18 protein-coding genes are annotated in these 22,510 nt (G+C 62.0%); 11 read left to right on the top strand and 7 right to left on the bottom strand.

The window, feature by feature from the left end:
- Positions 1 to 282 (bottom strand): type II toxin-antitoxin system RelE/ParE family toxin, encoded by a 282-nt coding sequence (locus tag H7687_RS07260; RefSeq protein WP_183346393.1) that lies wholly within the window; start codon positions 280 to 282, stop codon positions 1 to 3.
- On the bottom strand, positions 279 to 542 hold the full coding sequence (locus tag H7687_RS07255) for a type II toxin-antitoxin system Phd/YefM family antitoxin (protein WP_183346392.1): 264 nt from the start codon (positions 540 to 542) through the stop codon (positions 279 to 281). The genes H7687_RS07260 and H7687_RS07255 overlap by 4 nt, the downstream gene beginning before the upstream one ends.
- A gap of 173 nt (positions 543 to 715) precedes the next feature.
- Between H7687_RS07255 and H7687_RS07250 the strand changes: the two genes are divergently transcribed.
- From H7687_RS07250 to H7687_RS07230, 5 genes are all read left to right on the top strand, one after another.
- Complete coding sequence (locus tag H7687_RS07250) at positions 716 to 2,161, top strand: sigma-54 interaction domain-containing protein (protein WP_183346391.1); 1,446 nt, start codon at positions 716 to 718, stop codon at positions 2,159 to 2,161.
- Between the two features lie 402 nt (positions 2,162 to 2,563).
- Positions 2,564 to 5,578, top strand: coding sequence for an L-glutamate gamma-semialdehyde dehydrogenase (gene pruA, locus H7687_RS07245; RefSeq protein ID WP_183346390.1), 3,015 nt, complete (start codon positions 2,564 to 2,566; stop codon positions 5,576 to 5,578).
- A 376-nt stretch (positions 5,579 to 5,954) separates the two neighbouring features.
- Entirely contained in the window at positions 5,955 to 6,935 is a 981-nt protein-coding gene (locus H7687_RS07240; protein ID WP_183346389.1) for a class 1 fructose-bisphosphatase, read from the top strand.
- Positions 6,936 to 7,035: 100 nt separating this feature from the next.
- Positions 7,036 to 7,278, top strand: a complete 243-nt coding sequence (locus H7687_RS07235) for a hypothetical protein (protein ID WP_183346388.1) — start codon at positions 7,036 to 7,038, stop codon at positions 7,276 to 7,278.
- 153 nt (positions 7,279 to 7,431) lie between these two features.
- Positions 7,432 to 8,886: a sigma-54-dependent transcriptional regulator gene (locus H7687_RS07230; protein WP_183346387.1), complete on the top strand. Its 1,455-nt coding sequence runs from the start codon at positions 7,432 to 7,434 to the stop codon at positions 8,884 to 8,886.
- Between the two features lie 277 nt (positions 8,887 to 9,163).
- Here the strand turns inward: H7687_RS07230 and H7687_RS07225 are convergent, their stop codons facing one another.
- Entirely contained in the window at positions 9,164 to 10,207 is a 1,044-nt protein-coding gene (locus tag H7687_RS07225; protein WP_183346386.1) for an HD domain-containing phosphohydrolase, read from the bottom strand.
- Positions 10,204 to 12,528, bottom strand: a complete 2,325-nt coding sequence (locus H7687_RS07220) for a PAS domain-containing hybrid sensor histidine kinase/response regulator (RefSeq protein ID WP_183346385.1) — start codon at positions 12,526 to 12,528, stop codon at positions 10,204 to 10,206. Before H7687_RS07220 ends, H7687_RS07225 begins: the two co-directional genes overlap by 4 nt.
- A 204-nt stretch (positions 12,529 to 12,732) precedes the next feature.
- On the opposite strand from H7687_RS07220, the gene H7687_RS07215 reads away from it, so the two are divergent.
- The 4 genes from H7687_RS07215 to H7687_RS07200 all read left to right on the top strand — a co-directional run bounded on the left by H7687_RS07215 (position 12,733) and on the right by H7687_RS07200 (position 18,238).
- The gene (locus H7687_RS07215) at positions 12,733 to 13,851 is read left to right on the top strand and encodes an efflux RND transporter periplasmic adaptor subunit (protein WP_183346384.1); all 1,119 of its coding nucleotides are present in this window, start codon (positions 12,733 to 12,735) and stop codon (positions 13,849 to 13,851) included.
- Positions 13,848 to 16,955 (top strand): efflux RND transporter permease subunit, encoded by a 3,108-nt coding sequence (locus H7687_RS07210; protein WP_183346383.1) that lies wholly within the window; start codon positions 13,848 to 13,850, stop codon positions 16,953 to 16,955. Before H7687_RS07215 ends, H7687_RS07210 begins: the two co-directional genes overlap by 4 nt.
- A 64-nt stretch (positions 16,956 to 17,019) precedes the next feature.
- Positions 17,020 to 17,961 carry a flagellar hook-length control protein FliK gene (gene fliK, locus H7687_RS07205; RefSeq protein ID WP_183346382.1) on the top strand — a complete coding sequence of 314 codons (942 nt, stop codon included), beginning with the start codon at positions 17,020 to 17,022 and terminating at the stop codon, positions 17,959 to 17,961.
- Complete coding sequence (locus H7687_RS07200; protein WP_183346381.1) at positions 17,954 to 18,238, top strand: EscU/YscU/HrcU family type III secretion system export apparatus switch protein; 285 nt, start codon at positions 17,954 to 17,956, stop codon at positions 18,236 to 18,238. The genes fliK and H7687_RS07200 overlap by 8 nt, the downstream gene beginning before the upstream one ends.
- A gap of 16 nt (positions 18,239 to 18,254) precedes the next feature.
- On the opposite strand, the gene H7687_RS07195 is transcribed toward H7687_RS07200, so the two are convergent.
- From H7687_RS07195 to purM, 3 genes are all read right to left on the bottom strand, one after another.
- Positions 18,255 to 19,097 carry a ChaN family lipoprotein gene (locus H7687_RS07195; protein ID WP_183346380.1) on the bottom strand — a complete coding sequence of 281 codons (843 nt, stop codon included), beginning with the start codon at positions 19,095 to 19,097 and terminating at the stop codon, positions 18,255 to 18,257.
- Positions 19,098 to 19,441: 344 nt separating this feature from the next.
- A complete protein-coding gene (gene purN / locus H7687_RS07190; protein WP_183346379.1) occupies positions 19,442 to 20,056 on the bottom strand; it encodes a phosphoribosylglycinamide formyltransferase in 615 nt (204 codons plus the stop codon).
- A 16-nt stretch (positions 20,057 to 20,072) separates the two neighbouring features.
- A complete protein-coding gene (gene purM, locus H7687_RS07185) occupies positions 20,073 to 21,119 on the bottom strand; it encodes a phosphoribosylformylglycinamidine cyclo-ligase (protein WP_183346378.1) in 1,047 nt (348 codons plus the stop codon).
- Positions 21,120 to 21,286: 167 nt separating this feature from the next.
- On the opposite strand from purM, the gene rimI reads away from it, so the two are divergent.
- Both rimI and H7687_RS07175 read left to right on the top strand, forming a co-directional pair.
- Entirely contained in the window at positions 21,287 to 21,709 is a 423-nt protein-coding gene (gene rimI, locus H7687_RS07180) for a ribosomal protein S18-alanine N-acetyltransferase (protein WP_308469776.1), read from the top strand.
- The gene (locus tag H7687_RS07175) at positions 21,699 to 22,508 is read left to right on the top strand and encodes a dihydroorotate dehydrogenase electron transfer subunit (protein ID WP_183346376.1); all 810 of its coding nucleotides are present in this window, start codon (positions 21,699 to 21,701) and stop codon (positions 22,506 to 22,508) included. The genes rimI and H7687_RS07175 overlap by 11 nt, the downstream gene beginning before the upstream one ends.
- The last annotated feature ends 2 nt before the right edge of the window (positions 22,509 to 22,510 follow it).

Genomic DNA, 22,510 nt, shown 5'->3' with positions numbered 1-22,510 from the left:
TCAAGTCCTGTAGACTGCCTCGTGATCGCCCACGTTGACGGGGGTAATTTCATCGTCGGTGACGAGGAATTCAAGTGTAATGCGGTAGGAAAGAGTTATCGATACCGAGTGAAGCCCGCTCAGGCGACCGGTAAGGCGATGCAGCCTGAGCGAGGGGTGGAAGGGGTTGGCCTGAAGTAGTTTCAGAGTCTTGAGGTAGGCAAATTCCAACTCGGGGTGATGCTTCAAGAAGCGCCGGACGCGCTTCTCATACTGCTTGGTAAAGACCAAGCGGTACTTCATGCCTCATCACCTTCTTTTATCCTTCTGAGATGTTCTTCTGGAGTCGATACAACAAACCGACCCGCAGCTATATCATCATTACTTTGTGCCAAGGCTGCTTCCAACTCACATTCGCGCAAGTAATGGAAATGCTCTATCGGCATGACGACGTAGCGGGTCTTGCCGCGAACTGAAATGATGGCTTCACTATCGTCGGTCAATGCAGCTTCTATGGCAGCTACGCCACGAGTTTTAAGGTCATTTGCGCTTATGGATGACATTTCGCTTCACCTCTTGCGTGTTCTTTATCGTGCCATTTAAAGTACGATTCAAAGTACCATATCCCGTTCTTGCCGTCAAATTCAGATAGTCTCCGCTTTTTCTGTATTCCCTCTTGCATATCCAATGCGTTTATGCATAATGGTCGCCGGCGCTACTTTTGCCGGAGGTTTTTATGACTGAAGCTACAACTGGAACCATGGCGGCTCTCGACCTGGAGGAGATGGCGCGGCAGATGCGCGCTTTCCAGGATCTGACACGTGAACTCGATGCCATCATCGATTCGTCCTCTGACGGGCTCTGGATCTGTGATGCCGATGCTGTGGTAATCCGCATAAATCCTGCGTCCGAGCGCATCAACAACATTACTGCCGCCGAAGTTATCGGCAAAAACATGCACGAGCTGCTGGATCAGGGTTTCATCGACCGCTCTGCGGCGCTGGAAGCTCTCACTACTGGCAAGGTCGTGAGCCAACTGCAGAACCGGCAGGGGCGCAAGCTGATTTCGACGGGCACGCCGGTACTGGACGCGACCGGCAAGGTGATCCGGGTCGTGGTCAGCGAGCGGGACGTTACTGAAATCGACAACTTGCAACGCGAACTGGAAGAGCAGGAGGCGCTTCGGGACCAGTTTCGCAGCCACATGCTGGAGATGCAGCAGGCCGATCTGGCTTCGCGCAGCGTCATCGCCCGTAGCCCTCTTATGGTCAACGCGCTGAAGCAGGCGCTCAAGGTTAGCGCGGTTAACTCGACGGTGCTGATCCTCGGCGAGTCCGGCGTCGGCAAGGGGCTTATTGCTGAACTGATCCACAAGAACTCCAGCCGGGCCGACAAGCCGCTCATCGAGATCAACTGCGGCGCCATCCCCGAATCTCTTATCGAATCCGAACTCTTCGGCTACGAGAAGGGCGCATTTACCGGCGCGCAAGTCAGTGGCAAACCGGGCTATCTTGAACTGGCTGACGGCGGCATTCTGTTCCTCGACGAGATCGCGGAACTGCCCCAGTCAGCCCAGGTGAAGCTGCTCCGGTTCCTGGAAAACGGCCGCGTGGTGCGGCTTGGCGGGACCAAGGCGCGCACGCTCGATGTCAGGATACTGGCGGCGACCCACCGCAATCTTGACCAGATGGTCAAAGACGGCACCTTCCGGCTCGACCTTTACTATCGCCTGAACGTCATCCCGATTCACGTGCCGGCGCTTCGGGAGCGGCGCGACTGCATCCTGCCGCTGGTCCGGCATTACGTCGACCTGTTCGGGACACGCGACTCGATCCGCAAGCGTCTCACCCGCGCCGCCTCGGACGCGCTACTCGCCTACGATTACCCGGGCAATGTCAGGCAGTTGATGAACATCTGTGAGCGGCTGGTGGTCATGACGGAAACCGACCTCATCGATGTCAAGGATCTGCCCGCGGAAATCGCTTCCGGCAGCGTAGCGTCGACCGGGGTAGGGGGCGTGTGGCACGACGAGGTGACCCTGCAGGAGACGCTGGACAAGGTTGAGAAGGCGGTTCTGGAGAAGGCGCTGGCTACGCATGGCAACCAGGTGCGCATGGCTGAGGCGCTGGGGGTGAACCAGTCGACCATCGCCAGGAAGTTGAAGAAGCACGGTATTGCCTAGGTTCATACTCCTCCCCCCGGAGGGGGGAGGCTGGGAGGGGGGCTTGCGGTGCGGAAAAGATCCCCCTCCCTGTCCCTCCCCCTCCGGGGGAGGGGACGTTTATGCATTGCTGCATATTCTGTATTTACTTCTCCATTCCTATCGCCTCCTGATTATCGAAACGCTCAGGTCTCACCATCTAATCAATTTTTGCCCCGCGTTACCCTTCTCCCCCAACAATGCTATAATACTTCCGGCTGTTTAGCTGGATGAAGCACCTCCCTCTACGGCAGTTCAGATCCTAGCGGCCGCCTCCACGTCTCCACCAGGAACGAAATCGTATACTCGATGGCACAGCTTGTGCTCTAGCTTTACACGTTTATGATTTCCTCTTGGAACAACCTGTAATAAAGGAGCCTTTGGATGAACAACACCGAACTGAACAACAGAGTCATTGCGCGGGGCAAGGAGTTCTTCTCCACCATCTCCGGCGAAAAGCCGTCCCTCTTTAACAAGGGGGCCTGGATGGGCAAGGTGATGGACTGGAGCATGCAGAACGAAACCTTCAAGATCCAGATGTTCCGCTTTGTCGATGTCTTCCCGTCCCTCACCACCGGCAAGCTCCTCACCGACCACATCCGTGAATACTTCGGCGAAGAGAAGGACATGCCGCCGGTCCTCTCCACCGGCGCCAAGGTGGCGGGCATGCTCGGCTCCTTCGGCGGGGCCATGCTGAACAAGTTCCTCACCACCAACATCCAGGAGATGGCCCGCCAGTTCATCGTGGGCGAGAACACCAAGGAAGCCATCAAGAACATGGAGCGTCTGCGCAAGGACGGCTTCGCGTTCGTCGTGGACGTGCTGGGTGAGGCGACGCTTTCCGAGAAGGAAGCGGACGAGTACATGAACACCTACCTCGAGCTGCTCGACTCGCTCAAGAAGGAGTACAAGGACTGGAAACCGCTGCCGGGCAAGGGGGGCGACAGCAACCTCGACTGGGGACACGCGCCGAAGGTCAACGTTGCCGTGAAGCCGACCGCGCTCTTCTGCCTGGCCAACCCGCAGGACTTCGAGGGCTCCGTGGTCGCCATCCTGAACCGCGTTCGCAAGATCGCCCAGAAGGTCATGGAACTGGACGGCTTCCTCTGCATCGACATGGAGTCCTACCGTCACAAGGACATCATCATCGAGGTGTACAAGCGGCTTAAACTCGAGTTCCCCAACTACGACCAGTTCGGCCTCGTGCTTCAGGCTTACCTGGTGGACACCGACAAGGATCTCCCGGAGCTGCTCGCCTGGGCCCGCCAGAAGAACGTGAAGATCTCCATCCGCCTCGTGAAGGGCGCCTACTGGGATATGGAAACGGTCAAGGCCAAGCAGAATGACTGGGCGATCCCGGTCTGGACCATCAAGGCCGAGTCCGACGCGGCTTACGAGCGCCAGGCCAAGATGATCCTGGAGAGCTCCGACATCTGCCACTTCGCCTGCGCTTCCCACAACATCAGAACCATTTCAGCGGTCATGGAGATGGCGAAGGAGCTGAACGTTCCCGACGAGCGTTACGAGTTCCAGGTGCTCTACGGCATGGCCGAGCCGGTCAGAAGGGGCATCCTGAAGGTTGCCGGCCGCATCCGCCTCTACTGCCCGTACGGCGACATGGTGCCGGGCATGGGCTACCTGGTGCGCCGCCTGCTGGAGAATACCGCCAACGAGTCCTTCCTGCGCCAGAGCTTCGCCGAGGACGCGCAGATCGAGCGCCTGCTCGAGGACCCGGAGGTCACCGTCCAGCGCGAGCGCGCCGCACGCGCCGCTGCCAAGAAGCCGGAAGCCAAGGGCCCTGGCGGCCTCAAGCCGTTCTACAACGAGGCCATGGTCGACTTCACCCGTGCCGATCATCGCGCCGCCTTCCCGCACGAGATCGCCGCGGTGAGAAAGCAGCTCGGCAAGACCTACCCGCTCTTCATCAACGGTAAGGAAGTGAAGACTGCCGACACCATCCCGTCGGTGAACCCGAACAAGCCGTCCGAGACCATCGGCGTCATCTGTCAGGCGGGCACCAAGGAAGTGGGCGACGCCATCCAGGCTGCCAAGAAGGCCTTCCCGGCATGGCGCGACACCGATCCGAAGGACCGCGCCCAGTACCTGATCAAGGCTGCCGCCGTGGCGCGTCGCCGCATCTTCGAGCTTTCCGCATGGCAGGTACTCGAGATCGGCAAGCAGTGGGACCAGGCCTATGCCGACGTCTGCGAGGCGATCGACTTCCTTGAATACTACGCCCGCGAGATGATCACCCTGGGCACCCCGAAGCGCGTGGGCAACGCGCCGGGCGAGCTGAACCACTACTTCTACGAGCCCAAAGGCGTCGCCGCGGTCATCGCGCCGTGGAACTTCCCGCTGGCCATCAGCCTCGGCATGACCTCCGCCGCCATCGTGGCCGGTAACTGCGTCGTGTTCAAGCCCTCCGGCATCACCTCCGTCATCGGTTACCACATCGTGGAACTGTTCCGCGAAGTCGGCCTCCCCGAAGGCGTCTTCAACTACACCCCGGGCCGCGGCTCCGTGATGGGCGACTTCCTGGTGGACAGCCCGGACGTCAGCCTCATCGCCTTCACCGGCTCCATGGAGGTCGGCCTGAGGATCATCGATCGCGCCGCCAAGGTCTACCCGGGTCAGGAGAACGTCAAGAAGATCGTATGCGAGATGGGCGGCAAGAACGCCATCATCATCGACGACGACGCCGACCTGGACGAGGCAGTGCCGCATGTCCTCTACTCCGCCTTCGGCTTCCAGGGGCAGAAGTGCTCGGCCTGCTCCCGCGTCATCGTGCTCGACGCGGTGTACGACAAGTTCATTGAGCGTCTGGTTTCCATGGCCCAGGCCACCCTGGTCGGTCCCTCCGAGGATCCGGCCAACTACATGGGCGCCGTCGCCGACGACAAGGCGATGAAGACCATCAAGGAGTATGCGGAAATCGGCAAGAAGGAAGGTCACGTGCTCTACGAGAGCAAGGTGCCCAGCGACGGCGGCTTCTACGTGCCGATGACCATCATCGGCGGTATCAAGCCGGAGCACAGGATCGCCCAGGAGGAGATATTCGGACCGGTCCTCGCCGTCATGCGCGCCAAGGACTTCGACCAGGCCATCGAGTGGGCCAACTCCACCAAGTTCGCCCTCACCGGCGGCGTCTTCTCCAGGAGCCCGGAGCACCTGGCCCAGGCCCGTCGCCAGTTCCGCGTCGGCAACCTGTACCTGAACCGCAACAACACCGGCGCTTTGGTCGGCCGCCAGCCCTTCGGCGGCTCCAAGATGTCCGGCGTCGGCACCAAGGCCGGCGGGCACGACTACCTGCTGCACTTCATGGATCCGAGGGTGGTCACCGAGAACACGATGCGCCGCGGCTTCGCACCGGTCGAGGAGGACGACGACTGGGTCGCATAATGGAAAGGCGGGCGAATGATTATTCGCCCCTACAGAAGCACCGGTGATAATGAAGCGCCTGCACTTTACGAGTGCAGGCGCTTTTTTCTGTGGTCCACACTCCCTCTCCCTCCGGGAGAGGGGCGGGGTGAGGGCGCTGATGACTGCGCCGAAGTTGCTTCGTGGCGCCTCCCTCACCCGCCCTTCGGGCACCCTCTCCCAGTGGGAGAGAGGACGTGATAGTCGTAACTTATTGCTCTCACATGTGGGTAAATTTGTTTACCAATTTGGTTGCTGTATGTGCACTCTGTTCGCCCTTTTTTTCTTGCTTTGAAACCTTTTTTGACATACTCTACCGGGTCGTAAAATAATTTTAATTTAATCTAGGGAGGGACCTATGCCTGCTGCACCGGGAACGTCGAAATTCCAGATAGAACTGCGCCGTCATCTGCGCGGTCAGAACATCAGCGACAACCTCGTCCACCTCATCTGTGAAATCGCCGAGGCCAGCAAGTACGTGATCAACGCGGTGCGCACCGGTGACCTGGGCGTCGCCGGTACCTCGAACCTCTACGGCGAGGAGCAGCTTGCCCTCGACGTGCTCTCCGACCGCATCATGAGGAAGCGCCTGATCCACTCCGGCGTGGTCTGCAACATCGCTTCGGAAGAGATGGACGAGATCTACCAGGCCCAGGCTTCCGCCGACGGTCTCTACTCCGTTGCCTACGATCCCTTGGATGGTTCTTCGCTGGTGGACGTCAACCTCGCCGTGGGCACCATCGTCTCCATCTACGAAGGGTGCGACCTGCTCCAGCCGGGGCGCAACCAGGTCGCCGCCATGTACATCCTGTACGGACCGAGGGTTTCGCTGGTCTACACCGTGGGCGACGGCGTGCACGAGTTCACCATGAACAACCTGATGGAGTTCACCCTGACCCGCGAAAACATCAGGATGCAGGAAGAGGGGAACATCTACGCCCCCGGCGGCCTCAGGAACAAGTACAACGACGGCGACGAGAAGTTCATCCGCCACCTGGAGGCAAAGGGGTGCAAGCTGCGCTACTCCGGCGGTTTCGTTCCCGATATCAACCAGGTGCTGATGAAAGGGAAGGGACTCTTCATGTACCCCGCGCTCAAAGGCTCGCCCAACGGGAAGCTGCGCGTGCTGTTCGAGCTCAACCCGATGGCCTTCATCATCGAGCACGCCGGCGGCGCCGCCAGCAACGGCCACATCCCCATCCTCGACATCGTTCCCGAGTCGCTGGACCAGAGGGCGCCGATCTACATCGGCTGCAAGGCCGACGTCAAGGTTGCCACCGACTTCCTCACCGAATCGGCGCAGCAACCGGTCGCTGCTGCTTCATTTGTCAACGGCTAGGCTTTTGTTGTAGGATTGATCGTCCTGGAAGGAATTTCTGCTAAAGTTGTCACGCTCCGGGGCGATAAAAGTATTGACCGCAATTCTTTAGAGGTAAGAAATGGATACTGGTACCAAAAGGTTGTGCAGCGAAATCCAGCTTTTCGATTTGTGCGATCTCGACACGTGCACCTGCAAGGAAGGGCGCTTCTGCACCAACCCTGTCATCCTGTCTCGCTTCGAGGCCATAAAAGAAGAGGATGACCGCCCGCAGTACCTTGCGGACGAGTTCGACGAGGAAGACGAGGACGCTGACGACCTTGACGCATACGGTGATGACGATTACGAGGACGACGACCAGTAATCGTTGCGATCTTTAGAGGTAAACCAAGAGAACCGCTTCTCCAAAAAAGGGCGGTTCTTTTGCTATCACCCTGCGCTACTGACACAGACTTTGATACGCCCGGCCTTGGCAACGGGTCGGCGCGGATTATAATAGCCCATCGGGAGGGCGGCCATGACTGCTAAACTGCTTATTCTGGATGACGATCACGACATCCTGCTCATGCTGAAGGCGATCTTCGCGGGCGAGGAATACGAACTGCTGCTGGAAAGCGACAGCGAAGGAGCACTGAAGCGCGTCATCGCCGATCGTCCCAACGTTGCCATCATGGATATCAGCCTGCCCCAGAAGTCCGGCATCGAGGTGCTCAAGGAGGCCAAGAAGATCGATCCCGGCCTCGCCGTGATCATGGCCACCGGCTACAAGACCACCCAGAACGCCATCGAGGCGATGAAGCACGGCGCCTTCGACTACGTCACCAAGCCCTTCGACATGAACAAGCTGAAGGGTGCCGTCAAAAAGGCGCTCGAGTGCAACCTGTTGAGCCGCAAGGTGCGCTACACCAAGGAGCGCGCCCAGGTCGAGGAGGATCTCACCGAGGACCTGATGATCGGCTCCTCCCCCGAAATGATCGAGATCTGGAAGATGGTGGGGACCGTCGCCGATTCCGACGCCACCGTGCTGATCCAGGGTGAATCGGGCACCGGCAAGGAACTCCTGGCCCGCGCCATCTACAACAACTCCCGCCGCAAGAACCGTCCCTTCCTGGCGGTCAACTGCGCCGCGCTCCCCGAGGCCCTGCTCGAGTCCGAGCTGTTCGGCCACGAAAAGGGCGCCTTCACCGACGCCCATTCCCGCCGCATCGGCAAGTTCGAGCAATGCAACGGCGGCACCATCTTCCTCGACGAGATCGGGGAGATGAGCCTCGCCAACCAGGGCAAGTTCCTGCGCGTCCTCGAGAGCCAGGAGTTCGAGCGGGTAGGGGGGAACGAGACCATCAAGGTCGACGTAAGGATCATCGCCGCCACCAACCGTTCGCTGCTGGCCTCGGTCAAGGAGAAGTCGTTCCGGATGGACCTCTTCTACCGCCTGCGCGTGGTCAACTTCTTCCTGCCGCCGCTTCGGGACCGCACCGAGGACATCCCGCTCCTGGTCGACCTCTTCGTAAGGAAGTTCGCCAAGAAGTACGGCAAGAACGTGAAGGGGGTCGCCCCCGACACCATGGCGCTGCTGATGAACCACCAGTTCGAGGGGAACATCAGGGAGCTGAAGAACGTCATCAACTCGGCCGTCGTCTTCTGCCGCGGCGACATCCTGGTGCCCGGCGATTTCGAATCGTTCCTGACCGCCAAGGCGGGGTTCAAGGAAGTGGACCTCGAGGTGGTGGGGGATGACTACTACGAGGTGTTCTGGAGCATGCTGGAGCCGGTGTTCGACGGCATCTGCGCGAAGAACAAGGGGGCCATCTACGAGAGCGTCAACATGGGGCTGGAGAAGGCGCTGATCCACATGGCGATGGAGAAGAGCAACAACAACCAGGTCTTCGCGGCGAAGCTTTTGGGCATCAGCCGCAACACGCTGCGCGACCGCCTGGAGCGCTACCGGATCGGGACGGGGGAGTCTTCGTAAGCAGGTTGCGGAGGGGACTGGCTCCGCCAGGTGCCTGTCCCCTTACTCTGCGAACGTCTTCCCTGCTGATGGCACGTTACCCCACCCTCCGGCCCTCTCTAGCAAGGGGAGGGGGAAAATGAATAGAGCCGGCGACCATAAGGTCTGCCGGCTCTTCTTTTTCTGTAGGGGCGAATAATCATTCGCCCTGTTTTTTCAACAATCCCGACCGTTGCTGTGGTGCCGCCTGTGCTGGGCGAATAATCATTCGCCCCTACAGCGTTGCGGGCATTCGCGGTTACAGCGTCTTCCCTGCCGCCTTTTCCCAATCTTCCTTGCGGATGGCGAGGAACACGTCCACCAGCTTCGGGTCGAACTGCTGGCCCGAGCAGCGCACCACCTCGTCCAGGACCGCCTGGAAGGTGAGCGCCTTGCGGTAGGGACGGTCCGAGGTCATGGCGTCGAGGGTGTCCACCAGCGAGAAGATGCGCGCGCTGATGGGGATGGCGTCGCCGGCTGTGCGGTGGGGATAGCCGGTGCCGTCATAGCGCTCGTGATGGAACAGCACCAGTTCGGCGGCGTCGGTGAAGTACTTGATCCCCGCCAGGATGTCGTAGCCGATCTTCGGGTGCTGGCGCATGACCTTCCACTCCTCGTCGTCCAGTTTTCCCGGCTTCAAGAGGATGTTGTCGGAGACGCCGATCTTGCCGATGTCGTGCAAAAGCGCCCCTTTGCCCATGATGATCCGCTCTTCCGGCCCGATCCCGGCTCGCTCGGCCAGCAGGCAGGTGTAGGCCATGACCCGCTCCGAGTGCGACCCGACCTCCTTTTCCCTCGCGTCCAGCGCCCGGATCAGCGCCGCCAGGGTGTGTTCGTAGGCGAGGTTGATCTCGCCCATGACGGTCCTGATCACCTCGGTCTGCTCGCGGACCTTGAGCTCGAGGTTGGCCTGGTACTCCTTGTTCTCCATGACCAGGCGACGCTTCTCAAGCGTGTTTTTCACGGTCAAAAGCACCCGGTCCAGGTTGAAAGGCTTGGTGATGTAGTCTTCGGCGCCGTTATGGATGCAGGAAAGCGCCGTGTCCATGTCGTTCATCGCGGTGATCATGAGCACCGTGGTGTCCGGTGCGACCTGCTTGATATCCTTCAAAAGATCGATCCCTGAGCGCCCGGGCATCATGATGTCCAAAAGCGCCAGGTCCAACTGCTGGCTGTTGATTATGTCCAGGCCCTCTTCGGCGCTGCCAGCCTGGAAACAGGTGAAACCTTCCTTGGACAGAGTGATGTTGATCAGTTCTCTGATCATGTCCTCGTCGTCGGCTATCAGTATGTTCCCTTTCAATTGCTACCTCCTGGAATTGCCCGCGCCGCTTCTTGCGACCCGGTCCCCTGCAACGTGTCCCTCACCTTTCTGATCAGGGCGTCACTTGCAAAGGGCTTGGGCAGGAACTGCATTCCTCTCTCCAGCGTTTTCTCAAAGCTGGTTCTGTTGTCCGTGTGCCCAGACATGAAAAGTACTTTTAGTTGCGGCTTCCTGGCCAGCAGTCGTTCCGCCAGGGTGGGGCCGCTCATAAACGGCATGACCACGTCGGTCAGGAGCATGTCGATCTCGTCGGCGTGCTGGTCGAACAGGACGATGCCCTGTTCGGGGTCCGTCGTCTCCAGCACCCGGAATCCGCGCATCCTCAGGGTGTGCACCACCAGGTTCAGCACGCCGGGCTCGTCCTCCACTACCAGTATGGTGTGGTCGGTGTCGATAGCCTCGTCGAGTTGCTGCCTGGCCTGGGACTCCGCCTCCTGGAAGGTGCGCGGCAGGTAGATGTCGAAGCGCGCCCCTTGCCCCGGCTCGCTGATGACCTCTATGTAGCCGCCGCACTGCTTCACGATGCCGTACACGGTGGCGAGCCCCAGCCCCGTGCCGCGCCCCATCTCCTTGGTGGTGAAGAAGGGCTCGAAAAGCCGCTGCTTCACCTCCTGAGTCATGCCCTGGCCGCGGTCGGTGACGCTCAGCCTGACGAAGCTGCCCAGTTGGGAGCCCGGATGCAGATGCGTGTAGCTTTGGCCGAGTTCGCAGTTGGCCGTCTCGACCGTGATCACCCCGCCGGTGTCGGAGGCGTCGCGCGCGTTGACCACCAGGTTCATGACGATCTGTTCCAGCTGCCCGGGGTCCATCTTGACCAGCCCGGCATCCGGAGCGAGGTCGGTGACCAGCCGGATGTTCTCGCCGATCAAGCGCTCCAGCATCTTCTGAACCGCCTTCACCTGGCGGTTGATATCCAGCACCCGCGGCTCCATGATCTGGCGGCGGCTGAAACTTAACAGCTGCCGGGTCAGGTCCGCGGCGCGCTCGCCGGCGCGCAGTATCTGCTCCGCCTCCTTGTGCATGGTCGATTTCTCGTCCAGGGCGCGGATCAACAGCGTGCTGTAGCCGTTGATCACGGTGAGCAGGTTGTTGAAGTCGTGGGCGATGCCGCCGGCCAGTTGCCCCACGGCCTCCATCTTCTGGACCTGGCGCAACTGGTCCACGACCAGCTTCCTCTCCGTGATGTCTTCCTTCACGCCGACGAAGTGGGTGATCTGTCCCTCCGGGTTTTTCACCGCCGATATGGAGCAGCTCTCCCAGTAGAGGTCGCCGTTTTTCTTCCTGTTGTGCAGTTCGCCGTGCCACTCCTTCCCGGAGCAGATGGTCTGCCACAGATCGCGGTAGAACTCGTCGGTCATGTCCCCCGACTTGAGGATACTGGTCTTCACGCCGATCAGTTCCGGTCCGGAGTAGCCGCAGACCTCGATGAATTTCGGGTTCACGTACTCGATGCAGCCGCGCAGGTCGGTGATCACCACCGCCACCGGGCTCTGTTCGACCGCGCGCCATAGCTTGCTCAGCTCGGCCTCGGCGCGCCGGCGCTCGGTGATGTCGAGCAGGCTGCCGATGACGGCGTCGGCGCCGTTGATCAGGGTCCTGGTACCGTTCACCTCCAGGTCGATGGCGGCGCCGTCCTTCCGTTTGCCCCGGAAGAAGAAGTGCAGCGGCTCGCTCCCCTCCTTGAGCGGGCGCAGGAACTGGGTCAGTACCCGGATCTGGTCCTCGCCGGCGACCAGGTCCACCAGGCTGCGCTTTTCGATCAGTTCTTCGGGTGCATAACCGAATATGGCCCCGAGCTTGGGGTTGGCATAGATGAAGATGTCTTCCTGCAGCATGAAGATGCCGACCAGGGACTGCTCCACCAGGCTTTGAAAACGCGCTTCCGTCGCGGAGAGGGCCTCTTCCGCCACGCGCCGCTCGCGGCGCACCACCGCTTCCCGCAACTCCCGCTTGATGGCCGGGATCAGCCGGGACAGGCGGTCCTTGATCAGGTAATCGTGGGCGCCGGCGCGCATCGCCTCGACGGCCGCATCTTCCCCCATCTGTCCGGACACCATGATGAAGGGAAGGTCGATGTCCCGCTCGTGCATGAGCTGCAGCGCCCCCAGCCCGCTGAAACGCGGCATGACGTAGTCGGAGACGACCAGGTGCCATCCCCCGCGGTCCAGCGCGTCATTCATCTCGTCCGGGGTCTCGACCCGTTCGTACATGGGCGAGAACTCTTTCTGCAGGTGCCGGACGATGAGGATGGCGTCCTCGGGGGAATCGTCTACGATCAGGATGCGCAGTGGATGTTTCATCTGGGCCGGGCTCCCTCGCGTCGGTGCATCTGATTCGCAACCTTCCTTCACCTCCTTATCGGCGGGCTACCCCGATAGGTTTAGCTGCGTCCTTATTTTTATGAAAAAAAGGAAAGAGTGTGAACGCTGCTTTCTTGTCTACTAATTGACGGCGGAGTGTGCTATGAATCTGGCAGCTTACCCGCCGCAAAGGAGAATAACAGCGTGCACGTCCTTTCTTTTGCCCGTTCCCTGCCCAAGATCCTGCTGTTAGTACTTTTGTCCGCCTCCCTTGGCGCAGGCTGCTCCAAGCAGACAGAGAAACCGAAGGTGAAAGCTGCCCCGCCGGTCACCGTGGCACGGGCCTCAGTGAAGGACGTTCCCATCGAACTGCGCGCCATCGGCAACGTCGAGGCTTACGCCACCGTGGCGCTCAAGTCCCGGGTCGCCGGCATGATCACCGGGGTGCAATTCAAAGAGGGGGACGACGTCGCCAAGGGGGCGCTGCTGTTCACCGTGGACCCGCGCCCGTTCCAGGCGCAGCTGGCGCAGGCCCAGGCGAACCTGGCCCGCGATCTTGCCAGCGCCAACAACGCGAGGGAACAGGCCAAGCGGTACGCGTCGCTCTGGCAGGAGGGGATCGTGACCCGCGAGCAGTACGACCAGCTCCAGGCCAACGCCGACTCCCTCTCCGCCTCGGTGGCCTCGCTGCGCGCCGCGGTGGACAACGCCAAGCTGCAGCTCGATTACTGCTTCATCCGTTCCCCCATGTCCGGGCGCACCGGCGGGCTCACCACCCACGCCGGCAACCTGGTGAAGGAAAACGACACCCCCCTGGTCACCATCAACCAGATCACCCCGCTCTACGTCACCTTCTCACTCCCGGAAAAGGAGCTGGCCACCATCAAGGGGAGGATGGGCGGCAAGCTGCCGGTCCAGGCCCGCGTGGCCGGCAGTGCGGTTGTTGAGCAGGGGACGGTCACCTTCCTGGACAACGGCGTCGATCCCGCCACCGGCACCATCAAGGTCAAGGCGACCTTCGCCAATGCCCGCAAGACGCTCTGGCCGGGCCAGTTCGTCAACGTCGCCATCACCCTCGACACCAGGAAGGGCGCCACCGTGGTCCCGACCCGCGCCGTGCAGACCGGGCAGCAGGGGGAATTCGTCTACCTCGTCAAGCCTGACGCCACGGCTGAGGTGCGTCCGGTCAGCACCGGGCCTTCTCTCGACGGCGTGACCGTGATCGAGAGGGGGCTCGTTCCCGGCGATACCGTGGTTACCGACGGGCAGGTGAAGCTGGTGCCGGGCGGCAAGGTGGCCGTGAAGGGTGGGGCGCCCTCATGAACCTTGCGGAACTCTTCATCCGGCGGCCGGTGATGACCAGCCTGGTCATGCTCGCCATCGTGCTGGCGGGCCTGATCGGTTACCAGCTGCTCCCGGTGAACGACCTCCCCAACGTCGACTACCCGACCATCCAGGTCACCGCCAACCTGCCCGGCGCGAGCCCGGAGACCATGGCCAGCGCGGTCGCCACGCCCCTGGAGCGCCAGCTCTCCACCATCGCCGGCATCGACACCATGAACTCCACCAGCGGCCAGGGTGTCACCCGCATCACGCTGCGCTTCGCGCTGGAGCGCGACATCGATGCGGCGGCGCAGGACGTGCAATCCGCCATCACCAAGGCGAGCCGCCAGCTCCCCAAGGACATGCCGTCGCCGCCCTCCTACCAGAAGGTGAACCCGGCCGACCAGCCGGTGCTCTACCTGGTGCTCAGCTCCAAGACCCTGCCGCTGTCCCAGGTGAACGAGTACGCGGACACGATGATCGCGCAGCGCATCTCCATGGTGAGCGGGGTGGCCCAGGTGCAGGTCTACGGTTCGCAGAAGTACGCGGTCCGGGCGCGGCTGAACCCGATGGCGCTTGCGTCGAGGAAGATCGGCATCGACGAGGTCTCGCAGGCGCTCTCCGGCGGCAACGTGAACCTACCCACCGGCACCCTGCAGGACGCCAGCAAGTCGTTCGCCATTCAGTCGCAGGGGGAACTCCTCGACGCCGCCGCCTACCGTCCGCTGATCGTCGCCTACCGCGGCGGGTCGCCGGTGCGCCTCTCCGACCTGGGGAGCGTGGTCGATTCGGTAGAGAACGACAAGATCGCCGCCTGGTTCAACGGGCGCGAGCGGGCCATCATCCTCGCCGTGCAGCGCCAGCCCGGCACCAACACCATCGAGGTGGTGGATTCCATCAAGAAGCTTTTGCCCGGCTTCCGCGACCAGCTTCCCGGCGCGGTCACCCTGCACGAGCTCTACGACCGCTCCCAGGCCATCCGGCACTCGGTGGCCGACGTGAAGTTCACCCTGGTGCTCACCATCGCGCTGGTGATCATGGTGATCTTCCTCTTCCTCAGGAACCTCTCCGCCACGGTCATACCGAGCCTCGCGCTCCCCATCTCTCTCATCGGCACCTTCGCGGCCATGTACGCCCTGAACTTCTCGGTGAACAACATCACCCTGATGGCGCTCACGCTCTCGGTCGGCTTCGTCGTCGACGACGCCATTGTCATGCTGGAAAACATCGTGCGCCACATGGAACAGGGGGAGCGTCCCATGGAGGCGGCGCTCAAGGGCGCCAAGGAGATCGGTTTCACCATCGTCTCCATGACCATTTCGCTGGTGGCCGTCTTCATCCCGGTGCTTTTCATGGGCGGCATGCTGGGGCGGCTCTTGCACGAGTTCGCCGTCACCATCACCTGCGCCATCCTGATCTCCGGCGTGGTCTCCCTGACCCTCACCCCCATGCTCTGCAGCCGTTTCCTGCACCCGCCCGCCGAGGAGCGCCACGGCAGGATGTACCTCCTCCTGGAGCGCTGTTTCGACGCCATGCTTGCCGCCTACAGCAGGACCCTCAGCACCGTGCTCAGGCATCGCCGCACCACCCTCGCGGTAACTCTCGCCATGACCGCGGTCACGGTCTACCTGTTCAAGGTGATGCCCATGGGCCTGCTCCCCAGTGAGGACCTCGGTTCCTTCTACTGCACCACGGAAGGGGCGCAGGGCGCCTCCTTCGACGAGATGGTCAGCCACCAGCAGGAGCTTGCCAAGAGGATCGCAGCCAACAAGAACATCAAGGGGTTCATGTCCACGGTCGGCGCCTCGGGCTCCCGTGTCGGCTCCAATTCCGGCTTCATGTTTGTCACCTTGAAGCCGAGAAGTGAAAGGAAGGAATCGGTCGACCAGGTGATCCAGCAGTTGCGCCCGAAGCTGGCCGAGGTGCCGGGGATCCAGGCTTTCATGCAGAACCCGCCCCCGATAAGGCTGGAGGCGCAGCTGTCCAAGAGCCAGTACCAGTTCGTGCTGCAGAGCCCGGACACGCAGGTCCTCTACGACAACGCGGCCGCCTTCGAGCAGCAGCTGAAGCAGCTGCCGCAACTGCTCGACGTAACGAGCGACCTGCAGCTCAAGAACCCGCAGGTCGACCTAAAGATCGACCGGGACAAGGCGACCGCGTTCGGGGTGACGGCGCAGCAGATCGAGGATGCACTGTATTACGCGTATGGCTCCAGGCAGGTTTCCACCATCTTCGCGCCGACCAACCAGTACCAGGTGATCCTGGAACTTGAGCCGCAGTACCGGCTCGATCCCTCGGCCTTGGGGCTGCTTTACGTGAGGTCGTCGACCGGTGTGCTGGTGCCGCTCTCGACCATGACCACGCTGGCCAAGTCGCTGGGGCCGTTGTCGGTGAACCACCTGGGGCAGATCACCAGCGTCACCGTCTCCTTCAATGTGAAGCCCGGGGTGCCCCTGGGAGAGGCGGTGGCGGCGGTGGAGAAGCTGGCGGCGAGCACGCTTCCTCCCGGCATCAACACCGGCTTCCAGGGCGCGGCCCAGGCCTTCCAGTCCTCGACCAAGGGGCTCACGCTCCTTTTGCTTGCGGCCGTGGTGGTGATCTACCTGGTGCTCGGCATCCTGTACGAGAGCTACGTGCACCCGATCACCATCCTGTCCGGGCTCCCCTCCGCAGGCCTGGGGGCGCTGCTGACGCTGATGCTGTTTCACAAGGAGCTGGACCTGTACGCCTTCGTCGGCATCATCATGCTGGTGGGGATCGTGAAGAAGAACGCCATCATGATGATCGACTTCGCGCTCGACGCCCAGCGGCGTGAGGGGAAGAGCCCGCTGGACGCCATCCACCAGGGGTGTCTGGTCCGTTTCCGTCCCATCATGATGACCACCATGGCCGCGCTGATGGGGACGCTTCCCATCGCGCTCGCCATCGGGGCAAGTTCAGAGGGGAGACGCCCCTTGGGCCTGGCGGTAGTAGGGGGACTGCTGGTGTCGCAGCTTCTGACCCTCTACATCACGCCGGTGGTCTACTACTACCTGGACCGTTCCGTGCAGAGGGGGCGGCAGTTTTTCCGGAGGAAAGCGCCGTCGCCTCAGCCGGAGCCGTGATCCCCGGGGGGATAACGTAGAACGTAGAACGTAGAACGGTTTCTGCCGTTCCCGGGGACGCGCCATGTTGATCAACGACGAAGTCCAAAAACAGGTACTGACCATCCTCGCCAAGACGGCGGTCACCCCGACCGCCGATGTGCAGGAGCGCGCCAGTTCGCTGCTGCAGCTAAATCCCGGGCAATCCGTCAAGGCGGAGATCATCGCCAACCTCCCCAACAGCATGTACATGGCGCGGGTGGCCGGCGAGCTGTACAAGCTGGAGATCCCGCTCAACGTGCAGCCGGGTGAAACCCTGGAACTCACCTTCGTCACCGCCGATCCCCGCGTCACCTTCCAGATGCTGCGCCCGCAGACCGAGTCGGTGCAACTGAGCTCGATGGGGAAGTGGCTCGCCGACGTGGTGGAGAACGCGCCGGGGCTGCCGCCGGCCATGGAACCGCTGGTCGAGCATCCTGAGCAGGCAGCGGCCCAACTCGCCGGGCGGCTGAAGACCAGCCTGACCCAGAACGGGATGTTCTACGAATCGCACCTGGCCCAGTGGGCCCTGGGGGGGCTCCCCCTCAAGGAACTGCTCAAGGAGCCGCAGGGGAAGCTGTCCCGCCTGCTGGCGGACGGGGAGAGGGGCTCGGCCGGGGACGACACCGGGGGCGCCATCGCCGACAGCCGGACGCTGCCGCTCATCAAGGAGCAGCTGCACCTGCTCAATTCCGGCGTGCTGGCCTGGCATGGAGAGACCTGGCCCGGACAGGAGATGACGCTGGTGGTTGGGGAGGGGAGCGCGGAGCAGTGGGAACAGGGGATCGAGGCCAACCTCTCCCTGGAACTGCCGCGCCTGGGTGGTGTGAAGGCGAAGCTTCGTTTCACCCCTGAAGGGATCAACGTGGAGATGGTCTGCGACCGTCCCGGCGCCTCCGAAGTGATGCGCCAGGCCAGCGGTGAGCTACGCGCCTCGCTGGCCGCCCAAGGGTTGCACCTGAACAAGATGGCGGCCAAGGATGACTAGGAAAAACACCGACATGAAGCGCGCGGTGGCCATGGCCTACAACCCCGACGAGGGGGGCGCGCCCAGGGTCATCGCCAAGGGGGCCGGCATCAGCGCGGAAGCGATCATCTCGCTGGCCAGGGAGCACGGCGTGTACGTGCACCAGTCTCCCGAACTGGTCGCCATGCTGATGCAGATCGACCTCGACGCCGAAATCCCGCCCGAACTGTACCAGGCCGTCGCCGAGTTGCTGGCCTGGCTCTATTCGCTGGACCAGCAACTGGAGCGGGAGCTTTAAAGTTCCATGTGAAGCGCTAGAAACGCTCCCTCAGCAGGTAGTCCGTGTCCTGGAGCGTGGCGCTCTCCTCGTTCAGCGGCGGGACGGGGGGAAGCACGATCCGGTACTCCAGGTTCCCCTTCAACTCAGCTGGTACTCCACCCACCCCGCGCGCATGCGCCCCACCTGCAATCACCACCATGACCTTGCCGGGATGTGACGAGAGGTAACCGGTGATGCGCCGTGCCATCACCATGTTGCGCAGCATCTGCGCCTCGGCGATGTAGCGGAAGGATTCCCGGCTTCTGCCGTGGCTAGGGGAGGAGCCGCGCATGAAGTTGAGGAATTGGTCGGTAACGCTGGCATCGACGTCGGGCGGGAGTTCGGCGCGCTCACGGGGAGAAAGGGAGGCGAAACCGCTCTGCGCCACTGCCTGCACCACCAAGCGTGGCGCGTTCAGCGCCACGATCGGGATGTGGTTGTCACGGGCGAAGAAAAAGATGTCGCTGTACATGTCCCAGGGGATGTGGCGCCAACTCCAGTGGTACACATCGCGGAAGGCGTCTTCCGGCACCCTGCCGGAGCTCCAGGCGTCCAGGGCGGGCTGTGTCACGCTCTCGAACATTTCCATGCCGATGACGAGATCCTTTCCCTGGGCATGGAGAGCTTCGAGCACCCGCAGTTGCAGGCGGTGATGCGCCGGCGCGTCGTGCCGCTCCCCGAGGAAGAGGACCGGGGTGTCGGAGACTTCGGCGATCATGGTGTCGACGTCGACGGTGGCGCCGTCCCTCATGCGCATGGCCTGCGAGATGGAGCAGCCGCAGAGCAGGGCGACCAGGAGGGAGAGCAGCATTAACTTGGCGGCGCGGTGGGAGGACATGGGCGTGGTTATAACAGAAACGGCGGCAAGGCGCTATTGGAAAGAGCAAATCCCCATGCAGCGCTGACAAAGGCAAGTCCCCCTGTCCCCCCTTCGCAAAAGTGGGGGACGTTATTCACGTTCCGCGCTTGACTGGCAAATGACTCGGCGGTCCACGGACATTCAGTCGAGCAGGGTCCACGTTCCGTCGAAGCGATACAGGAGGCCAGGCGTTCCCCCCTTTAGCGAAGGGGGGACAGGGGGGATTTTGCTGCGGTGGCAAGCGCCATCGCTCCGAATAAAAAAAAGCCCCGAGGCATTGCCAGGGGGCTTTTCATTTTATGTTTTATGGTTTGATCGGAGACCTACGCCGAGACGGTGACTACCCTGCCGTCGACCTGCAACAGCCCCTCGGAGAAGAGTCGCACCGCTTCCGGGTAGATCCGGTGCTCTTCCTTCTGGATGCGGGCGCACAGGCTCTCCTCGGTGTCCCCCTGCAGGACCGGCACTGCCGCCTGCATGATGATGGGGCCGGTGTCGGTGCCGCAGTCCACGAAGTGGACGGTGCAGCCTGCGACCTTGGCGCCGTACTCCAGCGCCTGGCGCTGGGCGTGCAGTCCGGGGAAAGCCGGGAGCAGCGCCGGATGGATGTTCATCACCCGCATCGGGAAGGCGTCCAAAAGGACCGAGGTGATGATGCGCATGAAGCCCGCCAGCACCACCAGCTCCACCTCGAACTCGCGCAGGGTCGCTACCAGCGCCTCGTCGTAGGCCTCACGGCCGGAGTAGGCACGGTGGTCCAGGTGCAGCGCGGGGATGCCCGCTTTCCGGGCGCGCTCCAGGCCGAAGGCGTCGGCCTTGTTGCTGATCACGCAGACCACGCGCCCGTTGATGGCGCCGGCCGCGCAGGCGTCCATGATCGACTGCAGGTTGCTGCCGCTGCCGGAGATCAGTACCCCTATTTTGAGCTCTTTTCCCATGAGGCTTCCGCGCGGACTAGACCAGCTCCACGCACTCCTTGCCGGCTTCGCACTTGACCACATCGCCGATGACGAACGCGTTTTCGTTGAGGCCGGTGAGCCTGATCATGATGTCGTCGGCCTCGTTCTCCGGGACCACGAGCACCATGCCGATGCCGCAGTTGAAGGTGCGGAACATCTCGCTCTCCTCGATGTTGCCGCCTTTCTCGATGATCTTGAAGATTTCGGGGACGTCCCAGCTGTCCTTCTTGATGACGGCCTTGCAGCCGTTGGGAAGTACGCGGGGGACGTTCTCGAGCAGGCCGCCGCCGGTGATGTGAGCCAGGCCGCTGATGTTGAAGTCGCGCAGCAGGTTCAGCACGGAACGGACGTAGATGCGGGTCGGGGTGAGCAGCTCCTCGGCCACGGTCTTGCCCAGGCCCGGGATCTCGTCGTTGATGTTGAGCCCCATGTGCTCGAGGATGACCTTCCTGGCCAGGGAGTAGCCGTTGGAGTGCAGGCCGGAGGAGGAAAGGCCGATCAGCTTGTTGCCCACGGTGATGGAGGAGCCGTCGATGATCTTTTCACGCTCGACGACGCCGACCGCGAAGCCGGCCATGTCGTACTCGTCGCCGGTGTAGAAACCGGGCATTTCGGCGGTCTCGCCGCCGATCAGGGCGCAGCCGGCCTGGACGCACCCCTCGGAAACGCCCTTGATGATCGAGGCGCCTTTCTCGGGGTCGAGCTTGGCGGTGGCCAGGTAATCCAGGAAGAAAAGGGGCTCGGCGCCCTGGACGATGATGTCGTTGACGCACATGGCCACCAGGTCGATACCGATGGTGTCATGACGGTCGGCCAGGAAGGCAAGTTTCAGCTTGGTGCCGACACCGTCGGTGCCGGAGACGAGCACGGGATGCTTGTACTTGCCGGTGTTCAGTGAGAAGAGACCGCCAAATCCGCCGATATCGGCGAGGACTTCCGGACGGGAAGTAGCCTTCACCAACGGCTTGATCATCTTGACGAAAGTATTACCGGCGTCTATGTCTACCCCGGCGTCTTTGTATGTGATTTTCTTCTCTTTCAAGGCGAAACCTCCGATAAAGTAAAGACGAAATCTATCCCATTCCCCCGTAAAAGTCAAAGTGAAAAAGTTGTTTACTTCGACATGTCCTTTGCTTAATATGCCTTGCTGTGCCAGCCTCGGGGAAGAAAATAACACTGCGTCCCATGTCTATTGAGGACTTAGACGCGGTGCTTGAAATCGAGTCCGCCTCATTCCCCCGTCCCTGGACCCGACGCCATTTTCTGGACGAGATGGAGAGTCCCGGCAGCTACCCGATGGTGGCGCTGACCGCTGACGGCAAGGTCGCCGGCTACCTCTGCCTGAAGCAGGTGCTGGACGAGGCGGAGATCCTCGACGTCGCCGTTGACCCTGCTTGTCGTGGGTGCGGCATCGGCCGCGCGCTGGTCGACTGGGCCGTCGCCTTCTGCCGCGGGCACACGCTGCGCATGCTCTGCCTGGAAGTGCGGGTGGGCAACCACGAGGCGATCTCGCTGTACCGGCGCCTGGGCTTTGCCGAGGTGGGGCGGCGCAAGAACTACTACGAAAATGGCGACGATGCCATTCTGATGGACCTATCCATAGCTCAAGTAGAGGAAAGCGATGCAGTTTAAATCCATGGTTATCTCCAACGTCGAGGTGTCGCCCAATTACTTCAGGATGAGGATGACGGCCCCGCAGGAACTCGCCTGCGCGGTCCCCGGGCAGTTCGTCATGCTGAAGGTGAACGACGCCATCGACCCGCTGCTGCGGCGTCCCTTCGGCCTCTTCGACGTCGGCAGCTTCGTCCCCGAGTACGCCGGCTGCGGCGCCCAGCTTTACTGCGAAATCCTGTACAAGGTGGTGGGGAAGGGGACCAAGCTCCTCGCCGCACTGCACCACGGCGACCTGGTCGACCTCCTGGTCCCCCTGGGCAAGGGGTTCCAGATGGGACCCGCCGGTGAGGAGAAGGTGCTGGTGGGGGGCGGCGTGGGCCTGGCCCCGCTGTACTACCTCGCCAAGGAGCTCAAGGAGCGCGGCGAGAAGGTGCGCCTGTTCGCCGGCGGACGCAACCGCGACGACGTCCTCTGCATCACCGAGTTCGAGAGGCTCGGCGTGGAGACCTACGTGGCGACCGACGACGGCACCCTGGGCGAGCGCGGCTTCGTGACCCAGGTGCTGGAGCGCCACCTTGCCTCCGGCATGCGCATCTTCGCCTGCGGCCCGACGCCGATGCTGAACGCGGTGGCCAAGATGTCCCAAAAGCACGGCGTACCCTGCCAGGTTTCCATGGAGGCGTACATGGCCTGCGGCGTGGGAGCGTGCCTTGGCTGCGTCATGAAAGGCGCCAACCACAGCGACGAGACCCCCGACTACCGCTGCGTCTGCAAGGACGGTCCCGTCTTCGACAGCTTTGAACTGCAATGGAGTTAGCA

Origin of the sequence: Geomonas paludis, from assembly GCF_014193585.1 — a bacterium.
Taxonomy (GTDB): Bacteria; Desulfobacterota; Desulfuromonadia; order Geobacterales; family Geobacteraceae; genus Geomonas; species Geomonas paludis.
Note: the sequence above shows the minus strand (reverse complement) of the source record. Positions and strands in the feature narration are given on the sequence as shown.

Bases quoted from the DNA above. Each gene is read 5' to 3' on its own strand.
- H7687_RS07260 (WP_183346393.1), bottom strand. From the start codon at position 282: ATGAAGTACCGCTTGGTCTTTACCAAGCAGTATGAGAAGCGCGTCCGG.
- pruA (WP_183346390.1), top strand. From the start codon at position 2,564: ATGAACAACACCGAACTGAACAACAGAGTCATTGCGCGGGGCAAGGAG.
- H7687_RS07195 (WP_183346380.1), bottom strand. From the start codon at position 19,097: ATGTCCTCCCACCGCGCCGCCAAGTTAATGCTGCTCTCCCTCCTGGTC.
- H7687_RS07240 (WP_183346389.1), top strand. From the start codon at position 5,955: ATGCCTGCTGCACCGGGAACGTCGAAATTCCAGATAGAACTGCGCCGT.
- H7687_RS07220 (WP_183346385.1), bottom strand. From the start codon at position 12,528: ATGAAACATCCACTGCGCATCCTGATCGTAGACGATTCCCCCGAGGAC.
- H7687_RS07200 (WP_183346381.1), top strand. From the start codon at position 17,954: ATGACTAGGAAAAACACCGACATGAAGCGCGCGGTGGCCATGGCCTAC.
- H7687_RS07250 (WP_183346391.1), top strand. From the start codon at position 716: ATGACTGAAGCTACAACTGGAACCATGGCGGCTCTCGACCTGGAGGAG.
- H7687_RS07255 (WP_183346392.1), bottom strand. From the start codon at position 542: ATGTCATCCATAAGCGCAAATGACCTTAAAACTCGTGGCGTAGCTGCC.
- H7687_RS07210 (WP_183346383.1), top strand. From the start codon at position 13,848: ATGAACCTTGCGGAACTCTTCATCCGGCGGCCGGTGATGACCAGCCTG.
- purN (WP_183346379.1), bottom strand. From the start codon at position 20,056: ATGGGAAAAGAGCTCAAAATAGGGGTACTGATCTCCGGCAGCGGCAGC.
- H7687_RS07175 (WP_183346376.1), top strand. From the start codon at position 21,699: ATGCAGTTTAAATCCATGGTTATCTCCAACGTCGAGGTGTCGCCCAAT.
- fliK (WP_183346382.1), top strand. From the start codon at position 17,020: ATGTTGATCAACGACGAAGTCCAAAAACAGGTACTGACCATCCTCGCC.
- H7687_RS07235 (WP_183346388.1), top strand. From the start codon at position 7,036: ATGGATACTGGTACCAAAAGGTTGTGCAGCGAAATCCAGCTTTTCGAT.
- H7687_RS07230 (WP_183346387.1), top strand. From the start codon at position 7,432: ATGACTGCTAAACTGCTTATTCTGGATGACGATCACGACATCCTGCTC.